This is a genomic window from Methylobacterium sp. J-092 (genome assembly GCF_022829325.1).
Lineage (GTDB): Bacteria > Pseudomonadota > Alphaproteobacteria > Rhizobiales > Beijerinckiaceae > Methylobacterium.
In genome coordinates this window covers 23,077-43,852 of sequence record NZ_JAKSXU010000141.1, presented here as the reverse complement: position 1 = coordinate 43,852, position 20,776 = coordinate 23,077, and the positions used below count along the sequence as shown (strand labels likewise).

The 20,776-nt window shown below is 70.5% G+C and carries 15 protein-coding genes; 8 read left to right on the top strand and 7 right to left on the bottom strand.

Features of this window, described 5'->3' with window-relative positions:
* Positions 1–20 precede the first annotated feature (20 nt).
* The 6 genes from rpmH (at position 21) to MKK60_RS17605 (ending at position 4,307) form a co-directional block, all read left to right on the top strand.
* Positions 21–155: a 50S ribosomal protein L34 gene (gene rpmH / locus MKK60_RS17630; protein WP_082643292.1), complete on the top strand. Its 135-nt coding sequence runs from the start codon at positions 21–23 to the stop codon at positions 153–155.
* Between the two features lie 73 nt (positions 156–228).
* A complete protein-coding gene (rnpA, locus tag MKK60_RS17625; protein WP_243987819.1) occupies positions 229–822 on the top strand; it encodes a ribonuclease P protein component in 594 nt (197 codons plus the stop codon).
* Positions 812–2,656, top strand: a complete 1,845-nt coding sequence (gene yidC / locus MKK60_RS17620; protein ID WP_243987811.1) for a membrane protein insertase YidC — start codon at positions 812–814, stop codon at positions 2,654–2,656. Before rnpA ends, yidC begins: the two co-directional genes overlap by 11 nt.
* Before the next feature lies 1 nt (position 2,657).
* On the top strand, positions 2,658–3,311 hold the full coding sequence (gene yihA, locus MKK60_RS17615; protein WP_243987809.1) for a ribosome biogenesis GTP-binding protein YihA/YsxC: 654 nt from the start codon (positions 2,658–2,660) through the stop codon (positions 3,309–3,311).
* Positions 3,311–3,685 carry a DUF423 domain-containing protein gene (locus MKK60_RS17610; RefSeq protein ID WP_147842535.1) on the top strand — a complete coding sequence of 125 codons (375 nt, stop codon included), beginning with the start codon at positions 3,311–3,313 and terminating at the stop codon, positions 3,683–3,685. Before yihA ends, MKK60_RS17610 begins: the two co-directional genes overlap by 1 nt.
* A gap of 64 nt (positions 3,686–3,749) precedes the next feature.
* Entirely contained in the window at positions 3,750–4,307 is a 558-nt protein-coding gene (locus tag MKK60_RS17605; protein WP_243932507.1) for a sugar O-acetyltransferase, read from the top strand.
* Positions 4,308–4,362: 55 nt separating this feature from the next.
* Here the strand turns inward: MKK60_RS17605 and MKK60_RS17600 are convergent, their stop codons facing one another.
* Positions 4,363–5,025, bottom strand: coding sequence for a metallophosphoesterase family protein (locus MKK60_RS17600; protein ID WP_243987795.1), 663 nt, complete (start codon positions 5,023–5,025; stop codon positions 4,363–4,365).
* Positions 5,026–5,250: 225 nt separating this feature from the next.
* Between MKK60_RS17600 and MKK60_RS17595 the strand changes: the two genes are divergently transcribed.
* Positions 5,251–5,658: a hypothetical protein gene (locus tag MKK60_RS17595; protein WP_243987793.1), complete on the top strand. Its 408-nt coding sequence runs from the start codon at positions 5,251–5,253 to the stop codon at positions 5,656–5,658.
* 58 nt (positions 5,659–5,716) lie between these two features.
* On the opposite strand, the gene clpB is transcribed toward MKK60_RS17595, so the two are convergent.
* Positions 5,717–8,347, bottom strand: a complete 2,631-nt coding sequence (gene clpB, locus MKK60_RS17590) for an ATP-dependent chaperone ClpB (protein ID WP_243987791.1) — start codon at positions 8,345–8,347, stop codon at positions 5,717–5,719.
* 203 nt (positions 8,348–8,550) lie between these two features.
* On the opposite strand from clpB, the gene MKK60_RS17585 reads away from it, so the two are divergent.
* Positions 8,551–9,321, top strand: a complete 771-nt coding sequence (locus MKK60_RS17585) for an MOSC domain-containing protein (protein WP_243987781.1) — start codon at positions 8,551–8,553, stop codon at positions 9,319–9,321.
* A 7-nt stretch (positions 9,322–9,328) separates the two neighbouring features.
* On the opposite strand, the gene MKK60_RS17580 is transcribed toward MKK60_RS17585, so the two are convergent.
* From MKK60_RS17580 to MKK60_RS17560, 5 genes are all read right to left on the bottom strand, one after another.
* A complete protein-coding gene (locus tag MKK60_RS17580; RefSeq protein WP_243987767.1) occupies positions 9,329–9,574 on the bottom strand; it encodes a hypothetical protein in 246 nt (81 codons plus the stop codon).
* 173 nt (positions 9,575–9,747) lie between these two features.
* A complete protein-coding gene (locus tag MKK60_RS17575) occupies positions 9,748–9,957 on the bottom strand; it encodes a hypothetical protein (protein ID WP_147725883.1) in 210 nt (69 codons plus the stop codon).
* Positions 9,958–10,233: 276 nt separating this feature from the next.
* Entirely contained in the window at positions 10,234–11,601 is a 1,368-nt protein-coding gene (locus MKK60_RS17570; protein WP_147842541.1) for an aminotransferase class I/II-fold pyridoxal phosphate-dependent enzyme, read from the bottom strand.
* A complete protein-coding gene (locus MKK60_RS17565) occupies positions 11,598–19,019 on the bottom strand; it encodes a type I polyketide synthase (RefSeq protein WP_243987764.1) in 7,422 nt (2,473 codons plus the stop codon). Before MKK60_RS17565 ends, MKK60_RS17570 begins: the two co-directional genes overlap by 4 nt.
* Positions 19,020–19,339: 320 nt before the next feature.
* Positions 19,340–20,668, bottom strand: a complete 1,329-nt coding sequence (locus MKK60_RS17560) for a UDP-glucose dehydrogenase family protein (RefSeq protein ID WP_243987755.1) — start codon at positions 20,666–20,668, stop codon at positions 19,340–19,342.
* Positions 20,669–20,776 lie beyond the last annotated feature (108 nt).

Below are 20,776 nucleotides of genomic sequence, written 5' to 3'. Positions count from 1 at the left end.
CTTTGGAGGCTTGAAGAGCCATGAAAAGAACCTACCAGCCGAGCCGCCTCGTCCGGAAGCGCCGTCACGGTTTCCGCGCCCGCATGGCGACCGCCGGCGGCCGCAAGGTCATCGCCCGTCGTCGCGCGCACGGCCGCAAGAAGCTCTCGGCCTGAGCGTGACCGTCGCGCCGCCCATCGCGGCGCGGAGGGTGCCCGAGGCGTGAGCGAGGCCGAGCTTCCCATGCCTATGACCGACTTGCCTGCGACCGACTTGCCGACGACGGATCTGCCGACGACGGATCGCGCGGCGATCGCGCGGCTGAGGCGGCGGCCGGACTTTCTGGCGGCGGCCGACGGGCGCCGCTTCCACACCGAGCGCCTGACGGCGCAGGGCCGCGTGCGCGAGGCGTGCGAGACCCGGGACGGCGAATCGATCGCCGGGCTCCATCTCGGCTTCACGATCACCAAGCGGGTCGGCCATGCCACCGAGCGCAACCGCATCCGCCGGCGCCTTCGCGCCGCGGTCGCCGAACTCGGGCCCGAGTTCGGCGCGGTCGCGGCCGACGTCGTGCTGATCGCCCGTCGCCCGGCGATCGACGCCGCGTTCGACATCCTCAAGGACGACCTGCGCCGGGCGATCCCCGCGGTGGCCAAGCCCCGCGGGCCGAGCGAGCGCGCCCGTCCGTCGCGCTCCGGCAAGCCGGGATCCGCGAAGGGCCGCGGCAAGGGGCCGGCGCCATCCCGGGAAGCGACGCCCCAAAGATCCGATCGCGCAGCGGCACCAGCCCGTGCGCCCTCAGCAACCTCGAACGCGTGCGACGGTGGCCCCGATGGGCAATGACAAGACGAATATGTTCGTGGCCATCGCCCTGTCGCTGGTCGTGCTGCTCGGGTGGAACTACTTCGTCGCCGCGCCGCGGGTCGAGCAGCAGCGCCAGGCCAACATCCAGAACCAGGCGGCCCAGCAGAGCCCCGGCGTGACGCCGGACGGCGTGCCCTCGCCGAGCCCGAAGGAGGGCGGCCCGGCCGCCCCCGTCGCCGGCACGCTGCCCAACGCCGCCACCGGCCCGATCGGCCGCACCGAGGCGCTCGCCCGCTCGCCCCGCATCAAGATCGAGACCCCGGCGCTGGCCGGGTCGATCGCGCTCAAGGGCGGCCGCATCGACGACATCGCGCTGAAGAACTACCACGAGACCGTGGACGACAAGAGCCCGGAGATCGTGCTGCTGTCGCCGGCCGGGACGGAAGCGCCGTACTACGCCGAGTTCGGCTGGGTCGGCGCCGCCGCGGGCCCGCTTCCGACCAACGACACCGTCTGGACCGCCGACGGCCAGACGCTCGGCGTGAACATGCCGGTGACGCTGTCGTGGGACAACGGCGCGGGGCTGGTGTTCAAGCGCATCCTCGCCGTCGACGACAAGTACATGTTCACGGTCCGCGACGAGGTCGAGAACAAGGGCGCGAACGCCGTCACGCTCTATCCCTACAGCCTCGTCTCGCGCTGGGGTAAGCCGCACACCCAGGGCTACTACGTGCTGCACGAGGGCATGATCGGCGTGCTCGGCGGCGACGGCCTGCAGGAATACACCTACGATCACCTCGCCAAGGAGCCGGCCTACGGCGGGGCCGCCACCAAGGGCAAGGCCTGGGCGAACGTCACCGGCGGCTTCGTCGGCATCACCGACAAGTACTGGGCCGCGGCCGCGATCCCCGACCAGACGATGTCCTATACCGGCGCGTTCACCGAGCGCACTGACGGCGCGACCAAGATCTACCAGGCGAGCGTGCGCGGCGACGGCCGCAGCATCGAGCCGGGCGCCACCGCCTCGACCACCCAGCGCCTGTTCGCCGGCGCCAAGGAGGTCAACACGATCAACGGCTACGAGAAGAACCTCGGCATCAAGCAGTTCGACCTGATGATCGACTGGGGCTGGTTCCACTTCATCACCAAGCCGATGTTCCGGGCGCTGGACTTCTTCTTCCACCTCTTCGGCAATTTCGGCGTCGCGATCCTGATCGTGACCTTCTGCCTCAAGCTGCTGTTCCTGCCGATCGCCAACCGCTCCTACGTCTCCATGGCCAAGATGAAGGCCGTGCAGCCCGAGATGACCGCCATCCGGGAGCGGTACAAAGACGATAAGATGAAGCAGCAACAGGCGATGATGGAGCTGTACAAGAAGGAGAAGATCAACCCCGTCGCCGGCTGCTGGCCGGTGCTGGTGCAGATCCCGGTCTTCTTTGCGCTGTACAAGGTCCTGTTCATCACCATCGAGATGCGTCACGCGCCGTTCTTCGGCTGGATCCAGGACCTCGCCGCGCCCGATCCGACCAGCATCGTCAACCTGTTCGGCCTGCTGCCCTTCGCGGCGCCGGACTTCGTCCATCTCGGCATCTGGCCGATCATCATGGGCGTGACGATGTTCGTGCAGATGAAGATGAACCCCGCCCCGCCGGACCCGGTGCAGGCGCAGATCTTCACCTTCATGCCGATCGTGTTCACCTTCATGCTCGGCTCGTTCCCGGCCGGCCTGGTGATCTACTGGGCCTGGAACAACACCCTCTCGGTGACGCAGCAATACGTCATCATGCGCCGCAACGGCGTGAAGGTGGAGCTGTGGGACAACCTGCGGAACACGTTCAAGCGCGGCGGCAAGACCGCGCCTGCGAAGAGCTGACGTGACACAGCAGGAGCAGGAAGATGCGGCGCTCGCCGAGAGCGGCCGCCTGCTGTTCGCAGGCGCCGCCGACTTCGTCGCGGCGGCGCCCTCGCTCGGGACGCTGCCGGCGATGGAAGGCGTCGAGATCGCCTTCGCCGGCCGCTCGAACGTCGGCAAGTCGAGCCTCGTCAACGCGCTGACCGGGCGCAACACGCTGGCCCGCACCTCGCACACGCCGGGGCGGACCCAGCAGCTCAACTTCTTCCGGATCGGCGAGCGCCTGACGCTGGTCGACATGCCGGGCTACGGCTACGCCGCGGTCGGCAAGGAGAAGGTCGAGGCCTGGACCGACCTGATCCACGCCTACCTCAAGGGCCGCGCCAACCTCGCGCGGGTCTTCATGCTGATCGATTCCCGCCATGGGCTGAAGGGCATCGACACCGACGTGCTCGACGGGCTCGACAAGGCCGCCGTGAGCTACCAGATCGTGCTGACCAAGGGCGACGCCCTGAAGAAGTCCGAGATCGACGCGCGCATCGCCGGCATCCAGGCCGCGCTCGCCCGGCGTCCGGCGGCCTATCCGCAGATCCTGCTGACCTCGAGCCGCGACGACCGCGGCGTGCCCGAGCTGCGCGCCGCCGTGGCCCGGCTGATGGCCGAGCGCGGCGCCTGATGCTTGCCGTCAAGGATCGGGCCCTCGTCGCCCTGGCCTGCCTCGCCGGCGGGCTCGGCGTCGCAGCCAGCGCCGCGGCCGCCCACATCCCGGGGGCGGACAGCCTCAAGACCGCGGCGCAGTTCCTGCTGTTCCATGCCCCCGCGATCCTGGCCCTCGCCGGACTCGCCGCCGCCGGCCTGACCCATGCGATCGCCACCCGGATCGCCGCCTGGGCGCTTGTGCTGGGCCTCGCGCTGTTCTCCGGTGACCTCGCGCTCCGCGCGCTTGCCGGGCAGCCGCTGTTCCCGATGGCCGCGCCGTCGGGCGGCATCCTGCTGATGGCAGGCTGGACCCTGGGGGCGATCGCGGCGTTCATCCCGGCCAGGCGTTGAGCCCCTGCCGGGACAGGCGCGGCTTGACGACCGCTCTCCACGCCCAAGGTGACCGCGAGGCCCGATGTCGGGATCCGAGAAACAGAAGATGCTCGCGGGCGCGCTCTACCGCGCGGGCGATCCCGAGCTTCGTCGGGATGCCGCCGCCAACATGGCGTGGCTCGCGCACTACAACACCACGCTGGCGCTGCCGTCGGCCGAGCGGCACGCGCTGCTGGCCGCTCATCTCGGCGGCGTCGGCCCGAAGGCGGTGATCCGGCCGCCATTCCATTGCGACTACGGCTACAACATCACGCTCGGCCCGGAGGCGTTCCTCAACTTCGGCTGCGTGATCCTCGACGTGGTCGCGGTGACGATCGGTGCGTGCACGCAGATCGGGCCGGGCGTCCAGATTCTCACCGCGGACCACCCGCGCGATCCCGAGGCGCGCCGGTCTGGCCTCGAGTTCGGTCGCCCGATCGCGATCGGCGCCAACGTCTGGATCGGCGGGGCCGCCCTGATCCTGCCGGGCGTGACGGTGGGCGACGACGCGATCATCGGTGCCGGCGCCGTCGTGACGCGGGACGTGCCGGCCGGCGCGACGGTGGTCGGCAACCCGGCGCGGGTCGTGGCCCCCCGATGATCGGGGGTTTGGGACGACTCGGCCGATCGCTTCGCATTGCGCAGGTCGGAGCCGGTCAGTCCGCCCGGACCTGCAAAAACGTCAGCGCCGGCCCCTGCGCATCCGAGAACACGCCCGCGGTCAACGCTCCGCCATAGACGGCGCCCGTGTCGAGGTTGGTCCGGAACGGGCGAACCTCCGGGTTGCCGCCGGTTTGCGGCGTGTGGCCGTGGACGACGTGGCGGCCGAAATCGTGATCCTCGGCGAGGAACGGCTCGCGGATCCAGAGGCGGTCCTGCACCTCGGCGGTCTCCGGGTCGGACCCCGGCCTGAAGCCGGCATGGACGAACCAGCGGCGGGCATCCGCATGCACCGTCTGCAGCCCTTCGATCCAGTCGAGCACGTCGCCGGGGATCGCGGCCGCCTCGTCCACGCCGAACGAGGCCAGCGTCTCCGCGCCGCCGTTGCGCAGCCACAGCGCGTCGGCCCCCGGGGTCGTCAGTGCGGAGAGCAGCATCGCCTCGTGGTTGCCCATCAGGCAGGCGACGCGCCCGGGATCGCTCCAGTGCAGGCGGCTGACCGTCTGCAGCACCCGCACGCTGTCCGGGCCACGGTCGATGTAGTCGCCCAGGAAGACGAGGCGATAGGGCTCGCCCGCCGCATGGGCCTCGATGCGGGCGAGCAGGGCGTCGAGCAGGTCGGCGCAGCCGTGGATGTCGCCGATGGCGTAGGTCAGCATGTCAGCCGGATCGTTCCGTCGGTGGAAGGCCAGAAGCGCCGCGGACGGCGCGCGCGTCGCCGACGGCCAGAATGCACGGTTTGCCGCCCCGCACCACTCCGCCTGCCGGCGTCGCATTTCTCTCTACGCTGAGGTCGCGGATGTCACGAAGCTCCCGATGTCATGGGCTTCTCAATAACCATAATGTCGTGCGATGTGATTGCGGTTTCGATTCGGAGACTCAAGATGAAACGCGTAATTGCATTTCTTCTGGCAACTTTTTACCTTGGCGTGTCTTCACATATCGCCTACGCACAATTCCTGGCTGACCAGGAGCGCGTCGTCGCGTCCGGCCAGAGCCAGAAGATCGGTTGGCGCATTTACCTCGATCCGGCCTGCCACTCGATGGGCGCCGGGTCGCTTGGCCTCATCGATCCGCCGCGGCTCGGCAGCGTCACGGTCCGTCAGGGCCGGGAATATCCGAGCTTCGGCTTCTACAATCCGCGATCGCTGTGCAACACGCGGAAGGTGCCGGCGACGCAGCTGATCTACAGCACCGCGCTGGGAACGGTCGGTGAGGACAGCTTCACGGTCGAGTACATCGGGCCGCTCGGCAATCCGTTGCGGCAGCGATACCACGTCGTCGTGCGCTGAGCGCAGCGTTTCACGAGAACTGCGGCGCACCGGTTCGAAACCGATGCGCCGCACGAGGTCAGTTCAGCGTCACGTTGGCCGGCCGCCGCCGCGGCGCTGTCGCGGTGCCGGCGATGACGAGGCCGTCCGGCCCCACCGCCACCGGCACGCTCTCGCCGTCGTGGATCTTGCTCGACAGCAGTAGCTCCGCCAGCGGGTCTTGCACCGTCTTCTGGATCACCCGCTTCAACGGCCGCGCCCCGTAGGCCGGGTCGTAGCCGCGGTCGGCGAGCCAGGCGCGCGCCTCGGCGTCGACGTCGAGGACGATCTTGCGCTCCTCCAGCAGCTTCTGGAGGCGGACGAGCTGGATGTCGACGATGGCGCCCATCTCCGCCCGCTTGAGCCGGTGGAACAGGATGATCTCGTCGATCCGGTTCAGGAACTCCGGCCGGAAGTGGCTTCGCACCACGCCCATCACGTCGTCCCGCACCGCATCGGTGTCCTCGCCCTCGCTCTGCGCCACCAGATACTCGGCCCCGAGGTTCGAGGTCATGATCAGCAGCGTGTTGCGGAAGTCGACCGTCCGCCCCTGCCCGTCGGTCAGGCGCCCGTCGTCGAGAACCTGCAGCAGGACGTTGAACACGTCCGGATGCGCCTTCTCGATCTCGTCGAACAGCACGACCTGATACGGCCGGCGCCGCACCGCCTCGGTCAGCGCGCCGCCCTCCTCGTAGCCGACATAGCCGGGGGGCGCGCCGATCAGCCGGGCCACGGAGTGCTTCTCCATGTATTCCGACATGTCGATGCGCACCAACGCGGTGTCGTCGTCGAACAGGAAGCTGGCGAGCGCCTTGGTCAGCTCGGTCTTGCCGACGCCGGTCGGCCCGAGGAACATGAACGAGCCGATCGGCCGGTTCGGGTCCTGCAGGCCGGCGCGCGCGCGGCGCACCGCGGTCGAGACCGCTTCCACCGCTTCGCGCTGGCCAACGACGCGCCTGCCGATCGCGTCCTCCATCGCGAGCAGCTTGTCGCGCTCGCCCTCCAGCATCTTGTCCACCGGCACGCCGGTCCAGCGCGAGACCACGCCCGCGATGTGGGCCGGCGTCACCGCCTCCTCGACCATGCCGTCGCGCGCGACCGCGCTCTCGGCCGCGGCCTCGATCTCGGCGAGCCGCTTCTCCAGCCCCGGGATCACGCCGTAGGCGAGCTCGCCCGCGCGCTGGTACTGCCCCTGGCGCTGGGCGGAGGCCAGCTCGTTGCGCGCCTCGTCGAGCTTCTTCTTGAGCTCGGCGGCGGCGCCGAGCTTGTCCTTGTCCGCCTTCCAGCGCGAGGTGATGGTGGCGGACTGCTCCTCGAGGTCGGCAAGCTCCTTCTCGAGCCGGGCCAGACGGTCGCGGGAGGCCGAATCGGTCTCCTTCTTCAGCGCCTCGCCCTCGATCTTCAGGCGCACGATCTCGCGGTCGAGGTTGTCCAGCTCCTCGGGCTTCGAATCGACCTGCATGCGCAGGCGCGAGCCGGCCTCGTCCATGAGGTCGATCGCCTTGTCGGGCAGGAAGCGGTCGGTGATGTAGCGGTTCGACAGCGTCGCGGCCGCGACCAAGGCGGAATCCTGGATGCGGACGCCGTGGTGCTGCTCGTACTTCTCCTTGATCCCGCGCAGGATCGAGACCGTATCCTCCACGGTGGGCTCCGAGACGAAGACCGGCTGGAAGCGGCGGGCCAGCGCCGCATCCTTCTCGACATGCTTGCGGTACTCGTCGAGCGTGGTCGCGCCGACGCAGTGCAGCTCGCCGCGGGCCAGCGCCGGCTTCAGCAGGTTCGAGGCGTCCATCGCCCCATCGGCCTTTCCGGCGCCGACCAGGGTGTGCATCTCGTCGATGAACAGGATGATGCCGCCCGCGGCCGCGGTGACCTCGGACAGCACGGCCTTCAGCCGCTCCTCGAACTCGCCGCGGAACTTCGCCCCGGCGATGAGCGCGCCGAGGTCGAGGGCGAGAAGGCTCTTCTCCTTCAGGCTCTCGGGCACGTCGCCGTTGACGATGCGCAGGGCCAGCCCCTCGACGATCGCCGTCTTGCCGACGCCGGGCTCGCCGATGAGGACCGGATTGTTCTTGGTGCGCCGGGACAGGACCTGGATCGTGCGGCGGATCTCCTCGTCGCGGCCGATCACCGGGTCGAGCTTGCCCTCGCGCGCGGCTTCGGTGAGGTCGCGGGCGTACTTCTTCAGGGCGTCGTAGGCGTTCTCGGCCGAAGCGTTGTCGGCCGTCCGGCCCTTGCGCAGGGCGTTGATCGCGCCGTTGAGCGAAGCCGGCGTCACGCCGGCGGAGACGAGCGCCTTGCCGGCCTCGGTGTCCTTCTCGACGGCGAGCGCGAGCAGGAGGCGCTCCACGGTGACGTAGGAATCGCCGGCCTTCTCGGCAGCCTTCTCGGCGGTGTCGAACAGGCGCATCAGGTCGCGCGTCGCCTGCGGCTGGCTTGCGTTGCCGGAGACCTTCGGCTGCTTGGCGAGCCACGCCTCGATCTGCGCCAGGGCGACGCGCGACTGGCCGCCGGCCCGGTCGATCAGGCCCGCGCACAGGCCCTCGGGATCGTCGAGCAGCACCTTGAGCAGGTGGCCCGGCTGCAATTGGGGATGGCCCTCGCGCATCGCGAGGTTCTGCGCAGCCTGGACGAAGCCGCGGGCGCGCTCGGTGTATTTCTCGAAATTCATGCGTTCTTGTTTCCTACCGCTTCGGCCTCCGCCGCCCTGGAAGGCGCGATGTCGGCCCGAGACGCCGCCTCCCGACGAGGAACCGCCGCGGAAGGCCCCGGCGCCGATGGCCGCCGGTATCGAGGATGTGGTGTTGCAGTTGCGCACCACAAGAGGGGGCAGACCCCTTGCATCGATGTGAAGATCCGGGCCACGGTGCCGGCATGACCGCGACGCTCTCCGCCCTCTACCGCTACCCCGTGAAGGGGTTCAGCCCCGAGCCGCTGGAACGGGCGGACCTCGAGACGTCGGGCAACTTCCCGGGCGATCGGCTCTACGCGGTCGAGAACGGCGATTCGGGCTTCGACCCGAACGCACCGCGTCATCAGCCCAAGACGAAGTACATGATGCTGATGCGCGACGAGGCGCTGGCGCGCCTGCGCACCCGCTACGACGACGCCACCGCGACGCTCACCATCGAGGCCGAAGGCGAGACCGTCAAGGCCAAGCTCGACACCGAAGAGGGCCGGGCGACGCTTGAGGACCTGTTGCGGCGCCTGCTGCCCCACGCCCTGCGCGGCGCGCCGCGAGTGCTGGCGGCGGCGGCGCAGACCGGATACCGCTTCACCGATTCCAGGATCGGCTTCGTCTCGCTGATCAACCTCGCCAGCGTGCGCGCGATCGAGGATTACGTCGGCGCGCCCGTCGATCCGCTGCGCTTTCGCGGCAACCTCTTCGTGGAAGGGCTCGCCCCCTGGGCCGAGCTGGAGATGGTCGGCCGCGTGCTCGAGGCGCCGAGCGGGCTGCGCCTCAAGCTGACCCAGCGCACCGTGCGCTGCGCGGCGACCAACGTCGACCCGGTCAGCGGCGTGCGCGACCTCGACATCCCCTGGGCGATCGACGCGCGTCTCGGCCACCGCGATTGCGGCGTCTATGCCGAGGTGATCGCCGGCGGGACCCTCGCGGTCGGCGACACCCTGACGGCGGTCGGCTGAGCCGCGCTCAGGACGCCCGGCGCACGACGACCACCGGGGCGGCTTCGGTACGCCGATGCTCGCACGAGACCTTGAGGTAGCGATGGTCGCCGCCGGGCAGCCCGGCCGCGGCGGCCATGGTCTGGGCGTGCATGATGCACTCCATCGGCGTGCGCGCCGGCGAGACGATCACGTCGAGCGCGGTCTCGCGGGAGCAATCCTGGGCCAGCAGCGTCCCGGCGCAGACGAGGGCAACGGACAACAATTCGGACATGACGGACCCCGTGTTCGAGCGATCGACAGGTCCGCGGGGTGCTCAGGCGTTCGAGCCACCGCGTGTTTCTTGTCCGGGCGTTCCTCGTCGTGACGTTTCTCTTGATGACGCTGTGGGGTTTGCAGATGTCGTGCCAGCTCGGCGAGGCCGGCCGCACCTGTGATCTTGCTGCATCAGCCCCGCGCGGCGAGCCAGACCGGCTCGGGCTCGGGGATCGGCATCAGCGCCGCGACCGCGTCGAGATCGACGATGTAGTTGTCGGTCAGCAGGCGCCACATCTCGGCCGGAGAGGCGGCCTCGCCCTTCAGGCCATCGACCGCCCGCGCGAGCAGGCCGGTATGGGTGAGGGTGGGGCGGGTCAGGAGCGGGTCGGAATGGAGCATCGTCGGCGGTCCCTGGAAGACCTCGTCAACGTTGCAGGTCGTGGTTAAAGGACCGTAAAGTCGACAATCCTCGAATGCTCGGGACAGCCGATCGCCATCGCGTTCGCCGAGGTTCGGAAGCACTCTTCGTCACCGAAAACCGATCGCCCAATCCTAGACTTGTTGATCGACGATCTACAGTCGCTCGATTCAGATCGCGTTGCTTGTCTCGATCACTGAAACGGAAAACGCCCGGGCTTCGAACCCGGGCGTCATTGGTCTCGATCGATCGGATCGTCAGCTGCGCTTGGCCAGGAGCTGCTCGATCAGCGAGCCGCCCTTCTCGATGGCGGCGAGCTCCTCGGCGACCGCGGCGACCGTCTCGCGGATCTGCTCGGGCGTGTGCTCCGAGGTCATGAAGAAGCGCAGGCGCGAGGCGCGCTCGGGCACGGCCGGGTGGATGATCGGCTGCACGTTGATCCCGCGCTTGTACAGCCGATCGGACAACGTCACCGACTTCAGCGAATCGCCGACGATCACAGGGATCACCGCGAGCCCCATGCTGGTCCCGGTATCGAGCCCGCGCTTCTTCGCGCAGGCGAGGAACAGGGCGCCGTTCTGGCGCAGGCGCTCGACCCGCTCCGGCTCGTCGTGCATCACCGCGAGCGCGGCCTCGGCGGCGGCCGCGAGCGGCGGGGACATGCCGACGCTGTAGACGAAGCCGCCGGCCGTGCACTTCAGGTACTCGATCAGCGTCGAGGCGCCGCAGATGTAGCCGCCGCAGGCCGAGAGCGTCTTCGAGAAGGTGCCCATCCAGATGTCGACCCGCTTCGGGTCGATGCCGGCATGCTCGAACAGCCCGGCGCCGGTTCGGCCGAGCACGCCGAGCCCGTGGGCGTCGTCGACCATCAGCCAGGCGTTGTAACGCTCCTTGAGGGCGATGAAGCCGGCGAGGTCCGGCGCGTCGCCGTCCATGCTGTAGAGGCCCTCGATCACGATCAGGGCCCGGCGGTGCTCGTGCCGGGTCGCCTGAAGCAGGGTTTCGAGCGCGTCGAGGTCGTTGTGGGCGAAGGAGCGGCGCTGGGCGCCGGACAGCTGCGCGCCGGTGACGATGCTGTTGTGGATCAGGTTGTCGTGGAAGATCACGTCGCCCGGCTCGAGCAGCGCCCCGATCGTCGTGACGTTGGTGGCGTGCCCGCTCACCATCACCACGCAGGCCTCGGTCTGGTAATGCGCCGCCAGCGCCTTCTCCAGGCTGAGGTGGCCCGGCCGCTCGCCGGCGACGACGCGGCTCGCCGACGACGAGGTGCCGAACTCGGCGATCGCCGCGCGGGCGGCATCCGAGATGCGCGGGTGGCCGTTGAGGCCGAGGTAGTCATAGGACGAGAAGTTGACGAAGGACCGCCCGGCGATGCGGGTGGTCGCGCCGGCCTTGGTCTCGTGGACGTGGAAGAACGGGTTGTCGAGGCCGATCAGCTCGGCGGCCGAGCGCTGCAGCCGCAGCTCGCGGTAGCCGGGCAGGCTCGCGAAATCCTGCACCGAGGGATCGCCGACCTTCTCCGGCGCGCGGAGCGCGGTCGGCCGGGGCGCGTTGCGTCCCAGCCGGTTCGTCACGAAGCCCGCGAGCGCGGCGCGCCCCCCATCCGGCCGTGGCGATTGCGTCATGACAGGATCTCTTTGCTCTCGAGGCTCTTCTTCTCGACGAGATCCTGGAACGGCTGGAGCACCGCCGCATCGACCTCGCTGCCGACGTGCCTCGAAGCGAGGCTCAGGGCGACCCCGGCGGCCTCGTCCATCGGCGCCGAAACCGCCTGAATTAAGGACTCCGACAGCTCGTTGACGGTCATCCCAGAGGATAGGCCCGCCGGCGGCGAATCGAGGCCGAAGCGCTCCTGCAGGCTGGCGCCGAGCTCGACGCCCATCAGCGAGTCGAGGCCGATCTCGGAGAGCTGGCGCACGCGGCTGATGTCGTCCTTCGGCAGGCGCAGGATGCGGGCGATGTCCTCGACGATCGCGTCGGACACGGTCTTGCGCACCGCGTCGATGTCGTTGCCCTTGAGCAGCGTGCCGATGCTGATCGCGGCGACCGCGCCGGCCTCCATCTGCTGGTCGGAGCCGAGGTCGTCGTAGCTCGGCGAGCGCATGGTCGCGAGGCGCTCGCGCGTCTTGCCCCAATGCATCGAGGCGATGGCGAGCACCGCGTCGTCGGGCGCCGAGCCCTGGACGCCCAGCGCATCGGCCATGAGGTCGAGGCAGCGGCGGGCCTCCATCGGCGTCACGCCGACGCGGCCGGCAAGCCCCTCCATCACCGTCTTGTTGCGGGCGAGCATGCCGACGTCGCCGATCGCGCCCCAGGCGACGGCCAGCGCCGGCAGCCCCCGGCGGCGGCGCTGGCGCGCCAGCCCCTCCATGAAGCCGTTGGCCGCGACGTAGGCGCCCTGGCCGGGATTGCCAATGAAGGTCGTGGCCGAGGAGAACACCACGAAGTAGTCGAGCGCACGGTCGCGCGTCGCGGCGTCGAGGTTCTGGGCGCCGATCACCTTGGGGCCGATCACCGCGTCGAGCGCGGCGGCGTCCAGGTTGGCGATCAGCCCGTCCTGCAGCACGGCGGCCGCATGGATCACGCCGGCGAGCTTGCGGCCCGACGCCTCGATCCCGGCGAGCAATGCATCCACCGCGACGCGGTTGGTGATGTCGCACGGCGTGGCCGCGACCGTCACGCCGCGGGCGGTCAGGTCGGCGACGACGGCCTTGGCCTCGTCGGACTCGGCGCCCTTGCGGCCGACGAGGAGGAGGTTCTTCGCGCCGCGGTCGGCGAGCCAGCGGGCCGCCACGCCACCGAAGCCGCCGAGGCCGCCGGTGATCAGGTGGACGCCGTCGGTCGAGACCGTGAAGGGCGTGTTGCGGGCGGTGAGCACGCGGCCGGGCTTCGGCGGCGCGATCACGATCTTCCCGACGTGTCCCGATTGCTGCATCAGCCGGAACGCGTCCGAGGTCTCGTCGGCGGTGAACGGCTGGTAGGGCAGGGGCTTGAGGCCGCCGTCGTTGAACAGCGCCATCACCTCGCGGAACATCCGTGCGCCGTCGTCGCCCTGGTGCTGCAGCACCTGGTCGAGGTCGACGCCGAAGTAGCTCAGGTTCCGCCGGAACGGACGCAGGCCGATATGGGTGTTGGCGACATAGTCGCGCTTGCCCAGCTCGATGAACCGGCCGAACGGCTTCAGCGCGTTGAGCGAGCGCTCCATCGCCTCGCCGAACAGGCTGTTCAGGACCACGTCGACGCCGGTGCCGGTGAGCGCGCGGATATCGTCGACGAAGGCGAGCGAGCGCGAGTCAAGCACGTGCTCGGCGCCGAGCGCCTTGACCAGCGCACGCTTCTCGCGCGAGCCGGCGGTGGCGATGACGCGGGCGCCCTTGAGCTTGGCGATCTGCAGGGCGGCGAGGCCGACGCCGCCGGCACCGCCGTGGACCAGCACCCATTCGCCGCGGCGCAGCCGGGCGCAGGAGACCAGCCCGTAATAGGCGGTGAGGAAGGCGACCGGCACGGTCGCCGCCGCCATCGGATCGAGGCCGGCGGGCGACGGCGCGACGACCAGCTCGGGCACGACGATGTGGGTCGAGAAGCCGGACTGCGCGAAGGCCACGACCGGATCGCCGACCTTGAACGCCTGGACGCCGGCACCGACCGCGACGACGCGGCCGGCGCATTCGAGGCCGAGGCGGGGGCCGGCGAAGCCGTCCTCCAGGATCTCCTCGGGCAGCATCGAGAGCGCCCAGAGCACGTCGCGGAAGTTCAGGCCGGTCGCCTCGACGGCGATCTCGACCTCGCCGGCACCCGGCGCGCGGCGGATCGCCGGCCCCCAGACCATCTCGTTGAGGCCGCCGGTGTTGCTGCGCTCCAGGCGGGCGGCCTCGGCCGGCACCGCCTCGGGATCGATCCGCCTGAGCGTGTGACCGGGACGGAAGCGGATCACCCGGGTGCGGTCGTCGTCCAGAACGATCTCGGTCTCTTGCGTGCCCGAGAGGATCAGGTCGCGCAGGCGCTCGGCCGCGCGCTTCGAGCCGATCTCGGGGGCGAGGTCGATGCGGCGCACGTCGAGCGTCGCGATCTCGTTGGCCAGCGTGCGCGAGAACGCCCAGACCCCGGCCTCGACGGACGCGGCCTGCCCGCCGCCGTCGCGGGTCGCGCCGGGCGAGACCACCCAGAGCTTGGTCTGGCGCGCGCCGAGATGCTCGGTGCAGCGCTTCAGGCTGAGGCAGCGTTCGCGCAACCGCGCCGCGGCATCGCCGCCGCGGGTGAAGGCGCCGGCCAGGAACACCACCGTGTCCGGGGTCTCGCGCTCCAGCTCCAGCAGCGAGGCCTCGGAGTCGAGGATGATCGAGACGTGCACGCCGGCGGCGACGAGCAGGGTCGCGAGCGACGAGGCGGTCTCGGCGGCGAACTCGTCGTCCGAGCCGATGACGAAGGCGAAGGTCTGCGCGGCGGCCTTGCCGGGCCGGGGCGGCGCTTCGGCGACGAGCAGGAGGTCGTCGCCGTTGACCGAGGCGGCGCGGTCGACCGCGACGCTGACGAGGCCGGTGGCGCTGAGGGTGCGCTGCCAGCCCGGGATGTCGTCGAGGCGGCCGACCGGCATGTCGCCGAGCCCGGCCTCGAACCAGCCGGGGATCAGGCCGAAGACGAGGTCGCGGAACAGCGAGGCGCCGGGCTCGACCGCGAGCAGCAGGCCGCCGGTGGCGAGCGCGTTGGCCAGCCGCTGCGGCAGGTCGCGTTCGCCGCGATGCAACGCGCCGCTGGCCAGGATCAGGTCGAAGCCGGCCGCCGGAAGGTCCTCGGCGGCCTCGATCACCGCGACGCCGCGGGGGAGGGCGAGGCGGGCGCGCTCCGCAAGGCGCCGGTCGGTGTCGAACACCGTGAGGCGCGCCTCGGCGGATTCGGCGAAGGCCGCGACCTGGGCGGACAACGGCCCGAAGCCGACCTGGAGCAGGCGGAGCGCCCGGTCCTTCGGCAGCATGCCGCCGCAGGCCTCGGCGATCCCGGCGACGACGTCGGCCGAGGCGCGGGCGGTGGCGCTGCGCAGGGTGAACGCGTCGAGCGCATTCTGCGGCAGGCTCGGAGCCTCGGTGAGGGTGCCGGCGAGCAGGCGATCGACCAGGGCGCCGACATCGGCCAGCAGGACCAGCTCGGCCGACAGCTCGGGATGGTCGGCCGCGATCCAGCGCATGATCTCGGTCGGCGCCGGCAGCGCGTCGCCGTCGCCGAGACGCCAGAGGTCGCCATCCTGCTCGGCGAGCCCGCTGCTTTCCAGGGCGTAGAGCGCGTTGACGAGCCACGGGCGCATCTCGTCCGGGACGCGCGCGTCGATCGCGACGGTGGCGCCCTGCTTCAGGCCGGAGGCGAGGCGGTAGGCGAGCGAGGTCGCCCAGCCCTCGAGCAGGAGATGCCCGGGCGAGAGCGGGGCGCCGGATGCGGCGCGGGCAGCCTTGGCGGCCGGCTTCAGCAGCGCGGCGATGCTCGACCGGCGGTCCGTCGCGATCGCGGTCGGCTCGGTCGCGAGTTCCGCCGCTTGCGTGATCGCGTAGGCGGCGAGGTCGCCGCCGCCCTTGGCGCGCAGCGCCTGGAAGCGGCCCTCGCGGATGGTGGCGACGACCTCGCCCTCGGCGTCGAGGATGGTGAAGTCGGCCAGGATCGAGCGCTCGTTGCAGCGTCGGGTCCGGATGACGGCCCGCGCGATCGCGGCGCCGGGGCGCAGCAGCCGGACCTCGCCGAAGCGCACCGGGATGTAGGCCTTGCCGGCATTCTCGCCGAGCAGGTCGGCGAACAGCAGGATCAGCCCGTGGAAGCAGGCGTCGAGCCGGGCCGGCACGAGGCCGTAGCGCGGGTCGGCCTCGGCGGGAACGAGGTCGGAGACGATGGTGACGTCGTCGATCCGGGCGCTCGCCGCGACCTGGCGGAAGCTCGGGCCGAAGCCGAGCCCGGCCGCCTCGGCGCGCAGGTAGAGCTCGTCGCCGGTGAGCACGTCCTCGGACGGCATCTCGACGTCGGGCCGCACCGGCGGCGCGAAGGTGCCTTCGACGATCTTGGCCGAGGCATGCAGCTGCCACGGCGACGGGGTGAGCCGCGGGCGGCTCAGGACCTGAACCGCGTTGCCGGAGCCCGACATCCGCACCGCGACCTCGCGCAGGGCCTCCTCGCCGAACACCATCGGGGAGTGGATCTCGAACTCGGCGAGCACGACGTGGTCGCTGCGCAGGGCCTCGCGCACGGCGGCCAGAGCCATCTCGACGAAGCCGGCGCCCGGCATGATCGCCTGGCCCTCGATGCGGTGGTCGTCGAGCTCGGGGATCGTGGCAATGTCGGCGAAGCCGTGCCATTCCAGGCCGTCGACCTGGACGCGCGAGCCGATGAGCGGGTGGTACACGCGCGGGGTCGCCGCACCCAGGCTTTCGGTGGTGTCGCCGAGGCGGAAGGGGCGGCGCTGCCAGGGATAGGCCGGCAGGTTCAGGGCGCCGGCCGGCGCGTCGCCGAAGACGGTCCGCTCGTCCACGGCCGCGCCCTGGACCAGGGCGGCCGCCAACGCGCGGGCGATCGGATCGCCGCCGCTGGCCTTCTTGTGCATCACGCCGACGGTGGCGTTGTCGATGCCGAGCGGCTCGATGGCGTCGCCGATATGCGACATCAGCGTCGCGCGCGGGCCGACCTCAACGAAGATGCGGGCGCCCTGGCGGGTCGCCTCCTGCACCGCCTCGCAGAAGCGCACCGGCTCGCGGATGTTGCGCCACCAGTAGGTGCCGCCGAACTGGCCGCCGTCGAGCACCGCGCCGGTCACCGTCGAGACCATCGCGGTGGTTCCGGGCGACGGCTTCAGGCCGGCGAGGTCGCGCAGCAGCGGCTTCTCGGTCGGGTCCATGAACCGGCCGTGGAAGGCGTAGTCGAGGTCGAGCTTGCGCCCGCGCCGGCGCTTGCGCGACAGCGCCTTGAGCGCAGCGTCGATCGCGGCGACGGGCCCGGCCACGGTGACGGCCTTGGGGCTATTGTAGGCGGCGATGTCGAGGGTCGGGTAATCCTCGAGGAAGCCCTCGACCTCCTCGGCCGGCATCAGCAGCACCGCCATGGTGCCCTGGCCGCGCGTCGTCTCTTGATGATGGCTGCGGTAGAAGATGACCCTCACCGCCTGCTCGAGGCTGAGGATCCCGGCAGCCTCCGCCGCGGCGATCTCGCCGACGCTGTGCCCGAGCACGAATTTCGGCGCGAGGCCGGCCGCGCGGAGGGCGGTGGTCGAAGCGCTCTGGATCGCGAAGATCAGCGGCTGCGAGACGCTGGTCAGCGCCAGGCGCTCGTCGAGGTCCTCGGCGTCCAAAGCCGCCTTGAGCGACCATTTCGAGTAGGCGGCGAACAGCGTGTCGATCCGGTCGAAGGCCGCGCGGAACACCGCGTTCTCGGCATAGGCCTCGCGGCCCATTCCGGCCCACTGGCTGCCGTTGCCGGAATAGACGAAGGCGACGTCGGCCGCCCGGTCGATCGCGGTGCCGGTGAGCGCGACGGCCGAGTCCTCGGCCTCGCCGATGGTACGGAGCTCGGCGGCGATGTCGGCCTTGCCGTCGAGGGTGATCGCGAGGCGGGACGACAGGCGCTCCCGACGATGCGCGGCGCCGGCCGCGATCCGATCGGCCTCGGCAGGGCCCGCGGCGTCGAAGCGATCGGCATAGTCGAGGGCGAGCTCGTTGAGGGCGGCGCGGCTCTGGGCCGAGAGCAGCAGCACCTCGGGCGCGCGGGCCGCGGAGGCCAGCGTGGCCACCGGGGCCGGATCGGTCAGCACGACGTGGGCGTTGGTGCCGCCGAAGCCGAAGGAGTTCACGCCGGCGAAGCGCTGACGCGCGCCGCGCGGAATCGCCAGCGCCGTCTGCACCACGTGCAGGTTCATCTCGGCGAAGGGGATGTCGGGGTTGAGCTCGGCCGAGTGCAGCGACGGCGGCACCAGGTCGTGCTCGAGGGCGAGGCTCGCCTTGAGCAGGCCGGCGAGGCCGGAGACCGGCTCGGTGTGCCCGATGTTGGTCTTGATCGAGCCGATCGGCAGCGGGCTTTTGCGGCCCTTGCCGATCTTGCCGCCGATGGCGGAGGCCTCGATCGGGTCGCCCACCGGCGTGCCGGTGCCGTGGGCCTCCATGAAGGCCATGTCGTCGAGGTCGATCTCGGCCTCGCGGTAGACCTGCTCCAGCAGCGCGCCCTGCGCGTAGCCCGACGGCAGCGAGATGCCGGTGGTGCGCCCGTCCGAGTTCACGCCGGACGCGGCGATCACGCCGCGCACGGTCGATCCGCCGCGCCGCGCGGCCTCCGCCGATTGCAGCACGAGCACCACGCCGCCCTCCGAGCGGACGTAGCCGTCGGCGGAGGCCGAGAAGGCCTGGCACAGCCCGGTGCGCGACAGCATCTGCGCATTGGAGAAGCAGATGAAGTTGAAGGGGCTCGCCAGCACGTTGACGCCGGCCACGACCGCGGTGTCGACGCGGCCGGACCGGATCGCGGCGACCGCGTTGTCGAGGGCGACCAGGGAGGACGAGCAGGCGGTGTCGACGGTGAAGCTCGGACCCTTGAGGTCGAAGATGTACGAGATCCGGTTCGACAGGATCGAGAGCGTGTTGCCGGTCGCCGCGTAGGCGTCGCCCGACGGCACGTCGAGGATGCGCAGGTTGCCGTAATCGAGCGACGAGGCGCCGACGTACACGCCGATCGGGCTGCCGGCGACGCTCGAGGGGCGCATGCCCGCATCTTCCAGCGCCTCCCAAGTCAGCTCGAGCAGGAGCCGCTGCTGCGGATCCATCTGCTCGGCCTCGCGCGGCGAGATGCCGAACACCGCCGGGTCGAACGACCAGATGTCGTCGAGGACGCCGGCGGCCCAGGTGTAGCTCTTGCCGCGCTCCTGCGCCCGCGGATGCCCGAAGCGGTCCAGGGACCAGCGGTCCCCGGGAATGCGGCCGACGGCGCAGCGCGCCTCCGTCAGGAGCTGCCAGAGACCGTCGACGCTCGGCGCGCCGGGGAGCCGGCAGGCGCGACCGACGATCGCGATGTCAGTACGTTGTGTCACGTTTGATTCGCACACGCTCGTTAACGGAAAACGGTTCAGTCGCCGGCAAGACAGCCCCCGGGCCGATGCTTAGTATGGCTCTAAATCGCTGTCCAACCTGAGGAAGGGACGACGGCATCGAAATGGCCGATTTGCGGTCGGCTGTGGCGAACGTTCATCAACCTAAGCTTTGCCGCACACTGATATCACCCCGCATCTGAGCCGATGAAACCGGGTGAATTTGTGTTGAGACCGCTGCATCATTGCCGCACGTCGCAGCGACGTGCCGCCTGTCCCCAGGTCGGCGATGCGATCGCCATCGCGAGGCGCGGATTGCCGGCTCAATCCAGCCGCGCTCGGCGATCGGACGCACGCCCCACGCCGGCGTAGCGGAAGCCGAGGCGCTCGACATCCTGCACGCGATAGACGTTGCGAAGGTCGACGAGGACCGGCTCGGCCATGGTGGCGCGCAGGCGTTCGAGATCGAGCGCCCGGAACGCGTTCCACTCGGTCACCAGCACCAGGGCGTCGGCGCCCTCCGCGCAGGAATAGGGATCCTCGGCGTAGGCGATGTCGGGCAGGAGCGGGCGGGCCTGTTCCATCCCCTCGGGATCGTAGGCGCGCACGGTGGCGCCGGCATCCTGCAACCCCGCGACGATGGCGAGCGAGGGCGCATCGCGCATGTCGTCGGTGTTGGGCTTGAAGGTGAGGCCGAGCAGCGCGATCGTCTTGCCCCGCACCGAGCCGCCGCAGGCCTGGATCACCTTGCGCGCCATTGCGCGCTTCCTCTGGTCGTTGACCGAGACCACCGTCTCGACCAGCCGCATCGGCGTCCCGGCATCCTGCGCGGTCTTCACCAGGGCCAGCGTGTCCTTGGGGAAGCACGAGCCGCCGTAGCCCGGCCCGGCATGCAGGAACTTCGCGCCGATGCGGTTGTCGAGGCCGATCCCGCGAGCGACCTCCTGCACGTCGGCACCGACCTGCTCGCACAGGTCGGCGATCTCGTTGATGAAGGTGATCTTGGTGGCCAGGAACGCGTTGGCGGCGTACTTGGTCAGCTCGGCCGTGCGCCGTCCGGTGACCAGGATCGGCGCGGCGTTGAGGTAGAGCGGCCGGTAGACCTCGCGCATCACGCCTTCGGCGCGCGCGTCGTCGGTGCCGATGACGATGCGGTCGGGCCGCTTGAAGTCGTCGATCGCCGCTCCCTCGCGCAGGAACTCGGGGTTGGACACGACCCCGAAGGCGGCATCGGGCCGCGCCTCGCAGATGATGCGCTCGACCTCGTCGCCGGTGCCGACCGGCACCGTCGATTTGGTGACGATCACCGTGTAGCCGGTGAGCGCGGCGGCGATCTCGCGGGCGGCCGCGTAGACGTAGCTCAGGTCGGCGAACCCGTCGCCGCGGCGCGACGGCGTGCCGACCGCGATGAACACCGCATCCGCCTCGGCCACCGCCGCAGCGAGGTCCAGCCCGAAGCCGAGCCGGCCGCTGCGCACGTTCTCGGCGACCAGCGCCTCGAGGCCCGGCTCGTAGATCGGCATGCGACCGGCGCGCAGCGCCTCGATCTTGGCCGGGTCCTTGTCCAGGCACACCACCTCGTGCCCGAAATCGGCAAAGCAGGTCCCGGAGACGAGGCCGACATACCCCGACCCGACCATGACGATCCGCATGCAACCTCCGTCGTCGGCTCGGGTGCGATCGCCGATTGCACTGCAGCATTACCCCGGATCGGACGTCCAGGGAACAGGCCGGAGAGCGCCCGCATCGGAACGCGTGCG